This is a genomic window from Sphingomonas sp. 28-62-20, assembly GCF_002281505.1.
Genome location: NZ_NCGH01000008.1, coordinates 130,104 through 145,113, shown reverse-complemented (window position 1 = coordinate 145,113; position 15,010 = coordinate 130,104). Strand labels below are relative to the sequence as shown.

The following is a 15,010-nucleotide window of genomic DNA, read 5'->3' as shown; positions in this document are numbered from 1 at the left end:
GACGCAGCGATGGGCTCTGCAATCATCGAACATATCAACTTGAATGTCAGTGACCCGGACCGCGCTGCCGCGACGGCGACGGCGCTGTTCGGCTGGGCCGAGCGCTGGCGTGGCCTGGCGGCCAATGGCCGACTGACGATCCATGTCGGCAGCGCCCAAGGGTACATCGCCTTCCACGCGCGACCAACCGACGATGTCGGCACCCGCTTCGAAAAGGGCGTGCCGTTCAACCATGTCGGCGTGCAGGTCGATGACCTGGACGCCGTCGAAGCGCGGGTGGTGGCGCAGGGTCTGACGCCGTTCGCGCATGGCGACTATGAACCCGGCAGGCGTTTCTACTTTTTCGATCCCGACGGCATTGAATATGAAATCGTCAGCTACACGCCGCTCCAGGCATGACTTCGTTGATCAGGCTGGGCGCCGCCGCCGCGGTGACTGGCGGCGGCCTGCGCGTCGCCGCAGCGTTTATCCCCTATGTGCCAGGTGTTGCCTGGCTTGAGGGGTTTTATGCCGTGATAGACGCCTGTCTGCTGATCGGGCTGATTGGCATCTACCTGTCGGTGAGCGACCGTGTCGGCCGCCTGGGGTTGGCGGGCTTCGCGGTTGCCGCCATCGGCCAGGGATCGATCATCGGCCCCGACGCCGTGCAATTGGGCATCGATTTCTATCTGGCCGGATCAGTGGTGCTGCTGGCTGGCCTGACCTTGTTATCGGCGGCGATGATTGGGGTGAAGGCAATGCGATCCGTTGCGCTGCTTTGGCTAAGCGCGGTCGGCATGGCTGTGGCCTCAACCATTTTGGGGGAGGTAGCCATTTTGGCTGCAGGGGCTCTGCTCGGCGGCGGTTTTGCCGTGGCGGGTAAGGCCGTCCTGGCGCGGCCGATCGTCGATCCAGCCGCGGCACCCGGCCAGATCGCTAGGCAAAAAGCCCTGAACCGCCGACCGGCTCAGTCGTAAATCTGCAGATGCAGGTGGTTATCATGCCCTGCCAGCGGCTTCACCAGCCCTGCATCGTGCAACACCGGATCATTGAAAAAGACTTGCGCATTGGGTTGTTGTTGCTTGATCAATTCCACCAGACGGCGCGTGGTCAGCCGGTCATAGGCCGTGTCCTGCCATCGCGCTGGAAGATTCCGCCCATCTTTTCGAAATGGCCGAATATCGACCTCCCGGCCACTCATATGGCCCTTATGCGGTGGAAAAGAGGTGCCGTTGCGGTGGCTCATATCGCCATAGCTGATCGGCGCAGCGCCTGTGGTCGACCATGACGCGGCCAGCGCTTTCAGCGCATCGACAAAGCCGCGCGTGCCATAGCGGTCGCTCCCCTGCGCGTCGTCAGGATTATAGATCACGAAGCCGGGCCCTGAACTAGGCAATTGGGTATCGATCGGCGCAACTTTTCCGGCAGAAGTGGCCGGTTTTGCAAGGTCAGGATGATCACTATCAACCGCTGCTGGGAGTTTGAGCACTTGGCCCGGCGCAATCTTGTTCACATCGGCAAGATTGTTCAGCACCTTCAGCGCCTGCCATGTCGTTCCGAAGCGCTTGGCAATCTTGCTCAGTGTATCATCACGTTGCACGGTATAAGTGGGATTATCAGCCGACTGACCCATTATTATTCCCCAACCATCAAGCGCTTCGGCCTTAAAGACCAAGCGCCATTTTTACTGGCCGGGATAAACTAGATCAAGATTATTATGACGCAGCCGAAATAATGATGATCACGCGTGTGCGCTGATCCATGCCTCGACAACAGGCGCGATCTTGGTGCGCCATTTGCTGCCATTGAAGATGCCGTAATGGCCAGCGCCTTCGGCCATCATATATTTCTTCATCGACGGCTTGAGCTGGTTGGCGAGGCTGAGCGCTGCCTTGGTCTGGCCGAGCCCTGAAATATCGTCGCGCTCGCCCTCAATCGCCAGCAGGGCGATGTCAGTGATCGCCGCCGGATCCACCGGACGCCCGCGATGCGTGTAGGTGCCATTGGCAATCGCGTGCTTCTGGAAGACAACTTCGATCGTTTGCAGGTAGAATTCCGAGGTCATGTCGCAGACCGAGCGATACTCCTCATAAAAATCCTTGGTTGCGTCTGCGCTGTCGTCATCGCCCTGGACGAGATGTTTGAACATTTCCCAATGCGAAATCATGTGGCTGCCCAGATTCATCGACATGAACCCGGCAAGCTGCAGAAAGCCCGGATACACGGTGCGACCGGCACCGGCATAAGTCATCGGCACGGTCGCGATGACATTCTGCTCAAACCAGGCATGCGGGCGCTTGGTCGCCAGCGTGTTGACGGCGGTCGGCGCTTCGCGAGTGTCGATCGGGCCGCCCATCAGCGTCAGCGTCTTGGGGCGGCACGGGTGCTTGTCCGCGCTCATCACACAGGCAGCAGCATAGCAGGGCACCGATGGCTGGCAGACGGCGAGCATGTGAGTGCCGCCCTCACCTTCGTTGGCGCCAATCGCCTCCAGGAATTCGATGATGTAATCGATATAATCATCAAGATCGAAGCTGCCATCGGACAACGGCACCAGCTTCGCATCGCGCCAATCCGTGATGTAGACATCGGCAAAGGGCAGCATGCGCTCAACCGTGCCGCGCAACAGCGTGGCATAATGGCCAGACATGGGCGCAACGATCAGCAGCTTGGGGCCGCCGACGACGCCGTCGCGGGCGAAGCGCTTGAGCTGGCCAAAGGGCTTACGGACGATGATCTCTTCCTGCACCGGGAAGGTTTTGCCGTCGATAACGGTCGTATCGAGCCCGAATTCTGGCTTGCCACGGGGCGCTGCGGCATGCGCGAACACTTCAAGCGCTGAACCGAGCACCGGCCCGCCGCTGAAATAGGACCAGGGATTGGTGGGGTTCTGAAGCATCCCTGCACCAAAATTGGCCATCGCGCTGGCCCCAGCCAGCATTGAGCGCTGCATCTCATAGGCGTTGTAAAGCATGAACGTCCTTTGCCACCCGAACGGTTACCGTCCCGTCAAGACGGCTTGCAATAGCATGCTGCAGTGCGGTGGCAATGCTCCTAGGTGCTATTCCTGAGTGCCATCGCTCCACAACCCGCCCGTGGCACATCCCTGCATGGGTCGAGAGATAGCCCCAGTGATAGACCCAGAGATAGACCCAGTGATAGACATTGAGGGGGCGGGATCGTCCTGCTAGACGCCGCACCAACATGACCGACCAGCCAACCGCTCCGATCGAGCCCGCCCGCACTGAGCCGGCCCCGCGCCGCAAGCTCTCCAGCCTGGCTATTGTTGCCCGGTTCGCCCTGAAATATCCGCTGCAGCTGGCGATTGCACTGCTGGCGCTGGTCACGACATCGGCGACGACGCTGTATATTCCGTGGCGATTCAAATCGGTTATCGACCAGGGCTTCGGCAATGGCGGCGATCTGGCGCATATCAATTCGATTTTTTACGGCCTGTTCGGGTTGGTCATTGTGCTGGCGATTGCGACGGCGGTCCGCTTTTATTTCGTGTCCTGGCTTGGCGAGCGCACCGTTGCCGATTTCCGCACGGCGGTGCAGCGCAACCTGCTGCGGCTCGCCCCGCGCTATTTCGAAGAAAACCGGCCATCGGAAATTGCGTCGCGGCTGACGTCGGACACAGCCCAGATCGAAATTGCGGTCGGCACCACTGTCTCCGTTGCGCTGCGTAATGCCTTGACTGGCATTGGCGGGATCATCTCGCTTTTTGCCCTGTCGCCCAAGATTGCGGGATCGCTGATCATCGCAATCCCGATCATCATCATGCCGCTAGTGCTGCTCGGCCGGCGCGTGCGCAAGCATTCGCGCACCAGCCAGGACCGGATTGCTGATATCGGATCGATCGCGGTTGAGACATTGGGGGCGATGAAGGTCGTGCAGGCCTTTGGTCAGGAAGAGCGCGAAGGCGACCGCTTTGGCGACGCCGTTGAGCGCAGCTTCACCATTGCCAAGCGCCGCATCCGCATCCGGGCAATCATGACCGCGCTGGTCATTATGCTGCTGTTCGGTGCAGTCACCTTGCTGTTGTGGACCACCATCGCTGACGTTGCGTCTGGGCGGCTGACCGGGGGGTCGCTGACCGCATTCATCTTCACCGCCGGGCTGGTGACGGGCGCTTTCGCCGCACTGACTGAGGTCTATGGTGATCTGATGCGCGCCGCCGGTGCCGCCGAGCGGCTAAATGAGTTGATGAACGAGGTGCCCGAAATCAGGGCACCGGCGCATCCCGTGGCGCTGCCGCAGCCCGCGCGCGGATCGCTTGATTTCGACAAGGTCACCTTCCGCTATCCCACCCGGCCCGATATTGCGGCGCTCTCTGATTTCTCCTTGTCGGTATCGCCGGGGGAAACCGTGGCCGTTGTCGGGCCTTCGGGCGCTGGCAAATCGACGCTGTTCCAGCTGATCCAGCGCTTTTACGATCCCGATCAGGGTATCGTCCGGATTGACGGAGTCGCGCTGCCGACCGCTGACCCGGCCGAAGTCCGCAAGCGGATTGCGATGGTACCGCAGGACAGCATCATCTTTGGCGCGTCGGCGCGCGACAATCTGCGCTATGGCGACTGGACGGCAAGCGACGACCAGCTTTGGGCCGCGGCGGAGGCAGCCAACGCCGCCGAATTCCTGCGCAAGCTGCCCGAGGGGCTAAACACCTTCCTTGGCGAAGGCGGCGCGCGACTGTCCGGTGGGCAGCGCCAGCGCGTGGCGATTGCGCGTGCGCTGCTGCGTGATGCGCCGATCCTGCTGCTTGATGAGGCGACCAGCGCGCTCGATGCCGAAAGCGAACGGCTGGTGCAGGAAGCGCTCGAGCGGCTGATGGAGAACCGCACCACGCTGATCATCGCGCACCGACTGGCGACAGTGCGGTCGGCGGGGCGGATCATCGTGATGGATGACGGCCGTATCGTTGAAACCGGAACGCATGGCGGGCTGATCGGGCAGAACGGCTTGTACGCCCGGCTGGCGAGTTTACAGTTTAGCGAAGCGGCTTGAATAAAGCACGCCTCTCCCTGAGCGGAGAGGGAGAGGATTGGAGAGACGGTCATGGCACGCGAATTCGACGTCATCGTTTATGGGGCAACCGGCTATACCGGGCGCCTGGTCGCCGAATATCTTACCCAGGCCTATCCCGGTGCAGACAAGCCGAAATGGGCGATGGCCGGGCGTTCGCTCGCCAAGCTGGAAGAGGTGCGCGATCTGATTGGCGCGCCCGCCGACACCCCGCTCGTCACGGCCGATGCAGAAGACCCCGCCAGCGTCCGCGCGATGTGCAACCGCGCGACCGTGATCCTGACCACGGTTGGTCCGTATCAACTTTATGGCAGCGATCTCGTCGCCGCCTGTGCTGAGACCGGCACCGCCTATGTCGATCTTTGCGGTGAACCCGCCTGGATGCGCGAGATGATCGACGCCCATCACGCCACCGCGCAAAAGACGGGCGCGAGGATCGTATTTTCGGGCGGCTTTGATTCGATCCCGTTCGATCTTGGCGTGCTGACATTGCAGGAAGCGGCACAAGCACGGTTCGGCAAGCCCGTTCCCCGGATCAAATGCCGGGTTCGGACCATGAAGGGCACGTTTTCAGGCGGCACCGCCGCCAGCCTGAAAGCAACAATGGCTGCCGCAGCGCGCAACCCGATGCTGATCGGCGTGCTGACCGATCCCTTTGCGCTGACGCCGGGTTTCAAGGGACCGAGCCAGCCCAAGGGGCTGCTGCCGGAATATGACAAATCGATCGATAGCTGGGTTGCGCCGTTCGTGATGGCCGCGATCAATACCAAGAATGTCCACCGCACCAACTTCCTGCTGGGCGAGGCCTATGGCGCAGATTTCGTTTATGATGAGATGGTCGTGGCCGGGCTGGGCGAGATGGGCAAGGCAGCGGCAGAAGCGCTCGCCAAGATGAACCCATTTGCTGGCGACAAAGGCCCAAAGCCCGGCGAAGGCCCGAGCAAGGAAGAGCGCGACGCTGGCCATTATGATATCCTGTTCGTTGGCGAGATGGCCGATGGCACGCGGATTGACGCCGTCGTCACTGGCGATCGCGACCCTGGTTATGGATCAACCAGCAAGATGATCGCTGAAAGCGCGCTTTGTCTGGTGCAGGATGTCGCCGATGCGAAGGGCGGGATCTGGACGCCGGGCGCGATTATGGGGCAACCCTTGCGCAAGCGGCTGATCGAAAAAGCAGGTCTGACCTTTACCGCAGAATGATCGACGATCCGTCGACATAGAAGGCCATGGTGAACACCGCCAACGTCACGGCAAAGGCGATGGCGGCGATCACGCCGATCCGCCGCCGCCGTTCGATATTGGCATCATAGGCCGCCAGATCGAGATAATAACGCTTGCGGCCGGCATCGCGGACAATCCCCGTCTGCACCATGCGGGCGAAAATCTTTTCGTCGGCGGCCGTCGTCGTGCTGAAGTTAATCGCATCTTCGGGCGACAGCGCATGCTGCGCCATGAACACCTGTGCCAGCCGCCGACGGGTTCGATCAAGCGCTGCGGTTTGCATGGGCGCCCGCCGGACTGTCGAAAGGGGCAGCATCGCCATGCTCAGTTCACCAACGCAACGACCGCGCCGCCGATCAACGCCAACGCTGTCATCGCCAGGCCAATCCGCTGCCGCCGCTCACCATTTTGCGAATCATAGGTCGGCACATCAACATAATAGCCGCCCTTGGCGACTGGGACGATCACGCCGGCGCGAACATAGCGATCAAGCATCCGCCGCTCGATCGCGCGCCTCGGCGTGAAGCTTACGGCCTGGTCAGCGGAAACCGCATTGCACGACAGGAAATGCGAAATAACATTGCGTCTGGCGCGGGCGACGACTGCTGCTGCTGCTCCCATCTCATCCTCCAACGCAATATCACCACTATGGCATGATGATTCTTGCGTGTCCTAAGCCAAATGGTAGCATTTCTTTGCTACCCGGCAATGGCCTAAAGCCCGTATCAGCGTCGCTTGCCCTGGTGACGAATATTGGCCGGTCGCCCGCGATGCTTGATGATGCGTTTGGGCTTGTCGTCCCGCGGCGGACCGCTGCCCCCGCCTTTGCCATCGACCATCTCGAAACGCAGCGCGCCCGATACCGGATTGGCCTCAGCCAGCCGCAATTGCAGCCGCATGCCGCTTGAATAGGTTTCGCCGCTATGTTCGCCGATCAGCGCTTTGGCCGCTTCGTCATAGCGGAAATATTCGCGGCCAATGTCGCGTACCGGCATCAGTCCGTCGCCGCCAATCCCCTCCACCGTCGCGAAAAAGCCGAAATTCTGCACACCGGTGATGCGCGCATCGACGACGTCCCCCACCCGTTCCGCCAGATATGCCGCGACATAGCGATCGATCGTATCGCGCTCCGCCTCCATTGCGCGGCGTTCGAGCATCGAGATCGATTCGCCGATCTTGTCCATCGACGCGCCCTCGGCCTCGGTCAGCCCGCCGGGCCCGAGCTTGTAGGCGGCAACCAGCGATCGGTGGACGACCAGATCGGCATAACGTCTGATCGGTGAGGTAAAATGCGCGTAACTGCCCAGCGCGAGCCCGAAATGGCCGTGATTGCCCGGCGCATAATAGGCCTGAGTCTGGGTGCGCAGGATCTGCTCCATCACCTGCGGGCGGAAATCGCTCTCGCCGATCCGATCGATGACATGGTTGAAGGTGGAAGGCTTCACCACCTGACCCAGCGCGAATTCAACGCCGAAGGTCTTCAGATAGTCCTTGAGCGCGACCAGCTTTTCGCGCGCAGGCGGCTCATGGTCGCGGTACATGACCGGCGCCTTTTTCTTTTCCAGCGCCTTGGCGGCCGCGACATTGGCGGCGATCATATATTCCTCGATCAGCTTATGTGCATCGAGCCGCTCGCGCGGCGCGACCGACATGATCCGCCCCTTTTCGTCAAGGATCACGCGGCGCTCGGGCAGATCGAGATCGAGCGGCGCGCGCTTGGCGCGGGCAGCGGCGAGCGCGCGCCAGCAGGCCCAGAGCGGCATGAGGGCTTTTATAATCTCAAGCCCCTCCCCTCCAGGGGAGGGGTTGGGGTGGGGGCTATCCGCGAACGCCGCGCCAATTGGAGAGCCCCCACCCCCAACCCCTCCCCTGAAGGGGAGGGGCTTAGCAGCATGCGCATCGATTGCCGCCTGCGCTTCCTCATAGGCGATGTTTGCCGCAATTCGCACCACGGCCCGCGTAAAGCGCCAGCTCTTCAACGCGCCGCCTTTGCTGATCTGCATGTGGCAGACGAGTGCCGCCCGGTCCTCGCCAGCTTTCAGCGAACAGACATCCGCCGACAGCAATTCGGGCAGCATCGGCACGACCCGGTCCGGAAAATACACACTATTGCCGCGTCGCCGCGCTTCCTTGTCGATCGCCGAACCGGGGCGGACATAAAAGCTGACATCGGCAATCGCGACGATCGCCCGCCAGCCGCCGGCATTCTCCGGATCGTCATCGGGCATGGCCCAAACGGCATCGTCATGATCGCGCGCATCTTCTGGATCAATCGCGACGATCGGCAGATGGCGCAGGTCTTCGCGATCCTCACCCAGCCGTTGCTTCGCTACGTCGGCCGCTTCCTCGATCGCCTCAGGCGCGAATTCCACCGGGATGCCGAGTTTGTGGATCGCGATCATCGAGAAGCTGCGTGGCGCAAAGGGATCGCCAAGCACTTGCGTCACCCGCGCGGTAATGCGCGGCGGGCGGCCGGTCTTTTCAGCGAGCACCAGATCGCCCGGATTAGCGCCGCCCGCGTCCGACACCTGATGTTCGCGCCGCTCACGCTTGTCGACGCCGATCAGCCAGAGCTTGCCGCCCTCCTCGCGCAGCACGCCGAGCATCAGCTCCTCACCCTTGGCGAGCGATTTCAGCGGGTGCGCGATCCAGCCATTGCCGGCCTCCTCCGTCCGCGCCAAAATCCGGTCGCCAATACCGAGCGCCCCGCGCCGCCCCTTTTCGCGCACGCGCAACCGGGGCGCGGGCGTATCGGCCTGCCAACTCTCCGGCACTGCCCAGCACTGCCCGTCATCGCCAACATCGGTCACGCGCAGCACCGTCACCTTGGGCACGCCGCCCATTTGGTGAAACGCACGGCCCGGCGAGCTGTCGATCAGCCCTTCATCGGCCATGTCCTTGAGCAGCGCCTTGAGCGCGATCTTCTCCGCGCCGTGCAGGCCGAATGCCTTGGCAATCTCCCGCTTGCCGACCGAGCTTTCCGCGGACGCGATGAAATCGAGGATCTGTTTGGGGGTCGGCAGGCCGCCAGAGGGCTTGGGGGTGAATTTGGGCATCCCGCACGGGATAGGCGGTCCCGCGCCAGTTACCAAATTCCTTCTGTGCGAACCGCCGCACCCAAGCTATCGGACAACGGTGACATACGACATTCTCATCATCGGCGGCGGCATCAACGGCGCAGCGATCGCGCGTGAGGCGGCGCTCAACGGCCTGAAGGTGTTGCTCGTCGAGAAAGGCGATCTTGCCGGGGCCACCTCATCGGCCTCCACTGGCCTGATCCACGGCGGGCTGCGCTACCTGGAATATTATGAATTCAAGCTGGTCGCCGAGGCGCTGCGCGAGCGCGAGCGGCTGGTGCATGCCGCTCCCCACATCATTCAGCCGATGCTATTCGTGCTGCCGCATGAAAACGCGGTTCGCCCCTGGTGGTTGGTGCGGGCTGGCCTGTACCTTTATGATTTTCTCGGCGGCAAAATGTCGCTGCCGCGCTCACGGGGTTTGCGGCAAAGCGACACCGCGTTCACCGCGCCGCTCAAAGGCGGCAACAAGGGCTTTGTCTATTCAGACGCACAGGTTGATGATTCCCGGCTGACGGTGCTCAACGCGGTTGATGCAGCCGCCAATGGGGCGGAGATTGCGGTGCACACGGCGTTACTGTCCGCCCGGCGCGAGGGGCAGATGTGGCGTGCAACGCTGGGTGACGGGGGCGAGGTGACAACGCGCGCGCTGGTCAATGCGGCTGGCCCCTGGGTGCACCAGATGCTCGGCAAGCTCGGCGTCAACGCGGCAAGCGGCATCCGGCTGATCAAGGGCAGCCATATCGTCGTGCCCCGGCTATATCCGGGCGATCACGCCTATATGCTTCAGCAGCCCGATGGCCGGATCGTCTTCGCCATCCCCTATCAGCGCGACTTTACCGAGATCGGCACCACCGATGTGCCCGTCGAACGGCCCGAAGATGCGGTGATCGATTCAGGGGAGATCGCCTATCTCTGCGAAGCGGCAAACCGGCATTTCATCAAGCAGATCACGCCCGCTGACGTGACCTCTACCTGGTCCGGCGTCCGCCCGCTTTATGATGATGGGGCGAGCGAGGCCAAGGCAGTGACCCGCGATTATGTGCTTGAACTCGACACCAATGGCGCGCCGTTGCTGTCGATCTTCGGTGGCAAGATCACCACCGCACGACATCTGGCCGAAGAAGCCATTGGTAAATTGGCCGGGCCGATGGGCGTGGCGGTTTCGCCCAAAACCCGTGCGCGACTCTTCCCCGGCGGCGCGATTGCCGATTTCGACCGCTTCGTTGCCGATGCGCGCGGCACCTGGCCGTTCCTTGGTGCCGCCCGCGCAGAACGGATGGCTCGCGCTTATGGCACGCGCCTGATGGAGATGCTGGGCGGCATCACCGACGAAGCGGGCATGGGCGCTGAACTTGGCGGTGGGCTGACCGAGATCGAAGCACGCTGGATGCACGACCAGGAATGGGCGCGCACCGCAGAGGATGCGCTGATGCGGCGCTCCAAAATCGGGCTGCACTTGAATGCAGCCGAACGAGCAGCATTTGAAAGCTGGTGGGCAAGCGCCTATCCCGCCTGACATGATTACCGTTGCCGCCCTTTACCGTTTCGCTCGCTTCGATGACCCCGCAGCGTTGCGCGCGCCGCTGCTCGCGGTCTGCACGGTGCATGGGATTCGGGGGACGCTGCTGCTCGCACGCGAAGGCATTAACGGCACGATCGCGGGCGATGACGCGGGGCTCGCTGCGGTGCTCGCCCATATCCGCACACTGCCCGACTGCGCCGAGATCGAGATCAAATATTCGAACGCCGAAGCGATGCCCTTCCACCGCATGAAGGTACGACTGAAGCGCGAGATTGTGACGATGGGCCAGCCTGATATCGATCCGGTGCGCGGCGTTGGCCACTATGTCGCGCCGGCTGACTGGAACGCGCTGATCGACCAGCCGGACACAGTCGTGATCGACACCCGCAACGATTATGAAGTGCAGGTGGGCAGCTTTGCCGGTGCGATCGACCCCGCCACCAAAAGCTTCAGCGAATTTCCGGACTGGTTTCGCGCGCACCGCGATGAGCTGGCGGACAAGAAAATCGCGATGTTCTGTACAGGCGGCATCCGCTGCGAAAAGGCGACCGCCTTTCTGAAAGCCGAAGGGCTGGACGCGGTTTACCACCTGAAGGGCGGCATTCTGAAATATCTGGAGGAAGTGCCCCCTGCCCAGAGCCGCTGGCAAGGCGAATGCTTTGTCTTTGATGAGCGGGTTGCCGTTGGCCATGGGCTTGGCGCTGGCACGCATGCGCTGTGCCGCGGCTGCCGGATGCCGGTAAACGCCGAAGCGCGCCTGTCGCCGCTCTATGTGGAAGGCGTCAGCTGCCCGGCTTGCCACGCCAGCCGGGACGACGCGAAGCGCGCCGGTTATGCCGAGCGCCACCGCCAGGTAAAACTCGCCGAGGCGCGCGGGCAAGCGCATGTGGGGGCCGTCGCCCAGCCAAGCGACCTCAGCGCATGACCGGTACCGATCGCGCCCGTGTCATTCTGCGCTGGCTGCTGGCGGCCGCCTATCTGTTCGTGGGGTACGTCCACCTTCGCTCCCCCGGTGGGTTCATCCCGATCGTGCCCGATTGGGTGCCCTATCCCCGCGAGACCGTGCTGCTAACGGGCGTGTGCGAAATTGCCGGGGCGATCGGGTTGATGACGCGCCGCTTCCGCTATGCCGCAGGGATCGGCCTGGCGGCCTATGCGGTCTGCGTCTATCCGGCCAATATTAAGCATGCGATGGAAGGCGTGACGGTCAGCGGCGTGCAGCTCGGCTGGGCCTATCATGCGCCGCGCCTCGCCTTTCAGCCCGTGATCGTCTGGTGGGCGCTGTTTGCTGGCGGTATCACCCGTTGGCCCTTTGGCGGAAAGGACACCGCGCCATGAGTGACACGCTCGACGATCAATTGATCGACACGCCAGAGGGCCCGATGACCTGGGCGGCCTGGAAGAAGAAGAATCCGGTGCAAACCCCGTCCCGCCGCACCAAGGGTAAGAAATTGCCCGTCAAGGTAAAGCGCTTCACGGACAAACCGTAGCACTCAGCGGCGTGGCGCGCGCAAGGCAATGCCGGAAACGGGGCCGCAGCGCAGCATCACCTTGTCGATCATGTCGATCAGCCGATCGCGCGCCTGCGCGATGCCACCCGAGGACGATCCGCGCTCCTCGGTCTCGATATTGACATAAGCGAGCCCGTGCTGCGCGGCATAGTTTGAAAGCGACCCGTCGCTATAACCGACGCGTTCGAACACCAGATTATAATCGCCTAACGCCAACAAGCGACCGCACGGGGCCGATGCGCGGGGCTGACCACTCAAATGGGGAAACAGCATCAGGCTGTCCTCGTCATCAAATGGCCATTGTCGCTTGGTGGCCGGGCGCGGCTGATAGCGGGTATTGCACAACCCCACTGAAATTGCCCCGCGCCCCGGCGTTGCCGTTGGGCAATCGGACAGATTGGGATCGAAATCGGGCGCATTGGTATGCAACGCAATGATCAGCCGCGCCGGATCGCCAAGATCGGCGAGCATCCGGGCGACATAGACCGGCCGGGTATCAAGAAAATTGCGATTGGGATCGATTGGTTTGCCAACAACCTCCGCATTAAAGCGTGCGCCGTACCGGGTATCGACCGGCCCGGTATCGACCACCATCACCACCCCGCCCCAGCTATTCACCGCCGCCAAGGCAGCCGCGAAGGTTGCGTTCTCGTTGTCGTGCGTGACCACCCATAAGGGGCCAGCCGGTTTGGCGGTGTTGACGATGCGCCACAGCCGCCAGGTCGCCGCGCCTTCGGTGAAGACCATCCGTTCCACGCTAAGGTCGCGCCAGGTGTCGGGGTCGCGATTGCGGGCGAAATCATCATCGGCGATGGTCAGGGGGTCGGTTGCGACCCATCCCTCTGGCGCGGCGGCCTGCGCTGAGCTCAGCAGGCCACACAACAGCAGCAATAGCGCTCTGAAAAGAACGAACCGGTCTGGACGGCCAAGGTCGCGGTTCGAACGCATCGGTTCACGGTAACGTGGTTTTGGTGGTCACGAAAGCAAAGGCGTGCAAACCGTTTCGTCCCACAAAGGCACGATGCTGCGCCGGGCTGGCAAAGCTATCCGCTAGCTTGGCGTTTTACGCGCCTCCCGATGTCGCGCTTGATGGGGCGCTCTGGCTGCGGCAAGGGGGACATCGATGCCTGAAAAGCCAATCGCCTTTGCCCTGAACCCCGATCTCGACGGGATGGCCCTTGCGCGGAAATATGCCGATCTGGGTCGCGTCCAGATAAACGACTTTCTCGTGGCTGAGGCGGCTGAAGCGCTGCATTTGGCCCTGCGCGCGCGATCAGACTGGGTGCAGCTGGTCAATTCCGGCGACAAGGTTTTTGAACTCAGCCGCCCTGCGCGCGACGCCATGGCCACCAACCAACGGGCCGCCCTTGACAATGCGGTCTATGCGGGCGCTCGATCCGGCTTCCAATATCGCTACGAATCGCTCCGCGTTCCCGATGACGCCGCGGCGCGCGATGCAAGCAGCGACCCGCTTGCCCATTTCGCCACTTGGCTGTCCAAGGGCGAAGCGCGCGACTTACTCCGCACCGTGACGGGCGCTGAGGCAATCACCTTTGCCGATGCACAGGCCACAGCCTATGCGCCGGGGGATTTCCTGACCGCGCATGATGATGATGTTGCCGGCAAGCATCGTCACGCCGCCTATGTTTTTGGTCTTACCCCCGTCTGGCGACCGGAATGGGGCGGATTGCTGCTGTTCCACGATGGCGACGGCACAGCGATGAACGGCTTTTCCCCCGTCCACAACACCCTGAATCTGTTTCGCGTGCCACAGGTGCATAGCGTGACAGAGGTGACCCGCGCCGCCGCCTATCGTCGCTACTCGATCACGGGTTGGCTGCGGAGCAGTGCCGGTTGATAACGCCCACCGCGTCAAGATAGGGCTAGAGCGTGATGAGGTAAGGTCGCTTCAACCTCATACCCGTTCGGCCCCGGATCAGGTCCGGGGGAAGTCGAAGCCCACGCGCTTCGCCTGCCCTTCGACTTCGCTCAGGGCGAACGGGGTTTGGGTTGGTCCAATCCAAAGTCATCGGACTCTAGTCCCCTGGCCATCGCCGACGCAGCTTCAGGGCGACGGTTTAGTTCGCCCGGCAGATTTCGACGACCTGGGCCGCGGCCGCCAAATTGCCATTCTCCAGCATCAGTCGGCGCGCTTCGGCGCATTTGCCCTCCAGAATCAGCCGCGCCGCATGCGCCGAGAGCAGCCGTTGTTCGATTTCAGCGACCGGGCGGCCGGCTTCGATCGGCGGCGGTGAAAAAGGCGGCACGGGTTTAGGGTCCGGATCGGCAGCATTGTCCACCTTGTCGGTCTTGCGCTGCACCGATCGATCGCCGGTTAGCGTCGCGGTCGGGAATCCGACGGCAGTCTTTCGCCCCGAAGGTTCGACAAATTCGATTTGCTTTACCCCCCAATCGGCAAGCCGAAACGCGATTTTCTTCAAACAATCGAAACTGGCATCGGACCGGGCGATCACGCGGACTGGCGCGCCTGCTGCCCAAATTCGGGCACGATCCCGAAATTCGACATCGGACAATGTTTTGTCGGCAAATCGAATCGCGCAGCCACCCTGGGGTCGCGCGGTCACGACGATATCGTCTGGCGCAGGCGGCGCAGGCACCGCTTGTGGCGCCAACACCAGCGCGGCCAGCCCGACGATGATCATCACACC

16 protein-coding genes are annotated in these 15,010 nt (G+C 62.4%); 9 read left to right on the top strand and 7 right to left on the bottom strand.

What is annotated here, in order from left to right; translation table 11 throughout:
* The first annotated feature begins 9 nt into the window (after window positions 1-9).
* Complete coding sequence (locus B7Y43_RS08715; RefSeq protein WP_374131249.1) at window positions 10-399, top strand: VOC family protein; 390 nt, start codon at window positions 10-12, stop codon at window positions 397-399.
* Window positions 396-956: a hypothetical protein gene (locus tag B7Y43_RS08710; RefSeq protein ID WP_374131248.1), complete on the top strand. Its 561-nt coding sequence runs from the start codon at window positions 396-398 to the stop codon at window positions 954-956. The genes B7Y43_RS08715 and B7Y43_RS08710 overlap by 4 nt, the downstream gene beginning before the upstream one ends.
* On the opposite strand, the gene B7Y43_RS08705 is transcribed toward B7Y43_RS08710, so the two are convergent.
* Both B7Y43_RS08705 and B7Y43_RS08700 read right to left on the bottom strand, forming a co-directional pair.
* Window positions 947-1,612, bottom strand: coding sequence for a LysM domain-containing protein (locus B7Y43_RS08705; protein WP_374131247.1), 666 nt, complete (start codon window positions 1,610-1,612; stop codon window positions 947-949). The two genes, B7Y43_RS08710 and B7Y43_RS08705, sit on opposite strands and share 10 nt — an antisense overlap.
* 108 nt (window positions 1,613-1,720) lie before the next feature.
* On the bottom strand, window positions 1,721-2,953 hold the full coding sequence (locus tag B7Y43_RS08700; protein WP_374131246.1) for a polyhydroxyalkanoate depolymerase: 1,233 nt from the start codon (window positions 2,951-2,953) through the stop codon (window positions 1,721-1,723).
* Window positions 2,954-3,183: 230 nt separating this feature from the next.
* Between B7Y43_RS08700 and B7Y43_RS08695 the strand changes: the two genes are divergently transcribed.
* Window positions 3,184-4,986: an ABC transporter transmembrane domain-containing protein gene (locus B7Y43_RS08695; protein WP_374131245.1), complete on the top strand. Its 1,803-nt coding sequence runs from the start codon at window positions 3,184-3,186 to the stop codon at window positions 4,984-4,986.
* A 51-nt stretch (window positions 4,987-5,037) separates the two neighbouring features.
* Complete coding sequence (locus B7Y43_RS08690) at window positions 5,038-6,207, top strand: trans-acting enoyl reductase family protein (RefSeq protein ID WP_374131244.1); 1,170 nt, start codon at window positions 5,038-5,040, stop codon at window positions 6,205-6,207.
* On the opposite strand, the gene B7Y43_RS08685 is transcribed toward B7Y43_RS08690, so the two are convergent.
* The 3 genes from B7Y43_RS08685 to B7Y43_RS08675 form a co-directional block, all read right to left on the bottom strand.
* Complete coding sequence (locus B7Y43_RS08685; protein WP_374131243.1) at window positions 6,194-6,511, bottom strand: hypothetical protein; 318 nt, start codon at window positions 6,509-6,511, stop codon at window positions 6,194-6,196. The two genes, B7Y43_RS08690 and B7Y43_RS08685, sit on opposite strands and share 14 nt — an antisense overlap.
* A 41-nt stretch (window positions 6,512-6,552) precedes the next feature.
* The gene (locus B7Y43_RS08680; RefSeq protein ID WP_374131242.1) at window positions 6,553-6,849 is read right to left on the bottom strand and encodes a hypothetical protein; all 297 of its coding nucleotides are present in this window, start codon (window positions 6,847-6,849) and stop codon (window positions 6,553-6,555) included.
* A gap of 104 nt (window positions 6,850-6,953) precedes the next feature.
* On the bottom strand, window positions 6,954-9,284 hold the full coding sequence (locus B7Y43_RS08675) for a ribonuclease R family protein (protein WP_374131241.1): 2,331 nt from the start codon (window positions 9,282-9,284) through the stop codon (window positions 6,954-6,956).
* Window positions 9,285-9,363: 79 nt separating this feature from the next.
* On the opposite strand from B7Y43_RS08675, the gene glpD reads away from it, so the two are divergent.
* The 4 genes from glpD to B7Y43_RS08655 are packed head-to-tail and all read left to right on the top strand — an operon-like array spanning window position 9,364 to window position 12,320.
* Window positions 9,364-10,824 (top strand): glycerol-3-phosphate dehydrogenase, encoded by a 1,461-nt coding sequence (gene glpD / locus B7Y43_RS08670; RefSeq protein WP_374131240.1) that lies wholly within the window; start codon window positions 9,364-9,366, stop codon window positions 10,822-10,824.
* A 1-nt stretch (window position 10,825) separates the two neighbouring features.
* Window positions 10,826-11,755, top strand: a complete 930-nt coding sequence (locus B7Y43_RS08665; protein WP_374131239.1) for a rhodanese domain-containing protein — start codon at window positions 10,826-10,828, stop codon at window positions 11,753-11,755.
* Window positions 11,752-12,168: a DoxX family protein gene (locus B7Y43_RS08660; protein ID WP_374131238.1), complete on the top strand. Its 417-nt coding sequence runs from the start codon at window positions 11,752-11,754 to the stop codon at window positions 12,166-12,168. The genes B7Y43_RS08665 and B7Y43_RS08660 overlap by 4 nt, the downstream gene beginning before the upstream one ends.
* A complete protein-coding gene (locus B7Y43_RS08655) occupies window positions 12,165-12,320 on the top strand; it encodes a hypothetical protein (RefSeq protein WP_374131237.1) in 156 nt (51 codons plus the stop codon). The genes B7Y43_RS08660 and B7Y43_RS08655 overlap by 4 nt, the downstream gene beginning before the upstream one ends.
* Before the next feature lie 3 nt (window positions 12,321-12,323).
* Here B7Y43_RS08655 and B7Y43_RS08650 read toward each other — a convergent pair whose 3' ends face one another.
* A complete protein-coding gene (locus B7Y43_RS08650) occupies window positions 12,324-13,289 on the bottom strand; it encodes a hypothetical protein (RefSeq protein ID WP_374131236.1) in 966 nt (321 codons plus the stop codon).
* A gap of 175 nt (window positions 13,290-13,464) precedes the next feature.
* On the opposite strand from B7Y43_RS08650, the gene B7Y43_RS08645 reads away from it, so the two are divergent.
* The gene (locus tag B7Y43_RS08645) at window positions 13,465-14,199 is read left to right on the top strand and encodes a 2OG-Fe(II) oxygenase family protein (protein WP_374131235.1); all 735 of its coding nucleotides are present in this window, start codon (window positions 13,465-13,467) and stop codon (window positions 14,197-14,199) included.
* A gap of 220 nt (window positions 14,200-14,419) precedes the next feature.
* Here B7Y43_RS08645 and B7Y43_RS08640 read toward each other — a convergent pair whose 3' ends face one another.
* The gene (locus B7Y43_RS08640; protein WP_374131234.1) at window positions 14,420-15,004 is read right to left on the bottom strand and encodes a hypothetical protein; all 585 of its coding nucleotides are present in this window, start codon (window positions 15,002-15,004) and stop codon (window positions 14,420-14,422) included.
* Between the last annotated feature and the right edge of the window lie 6 nt (window positions 15,005-15,010).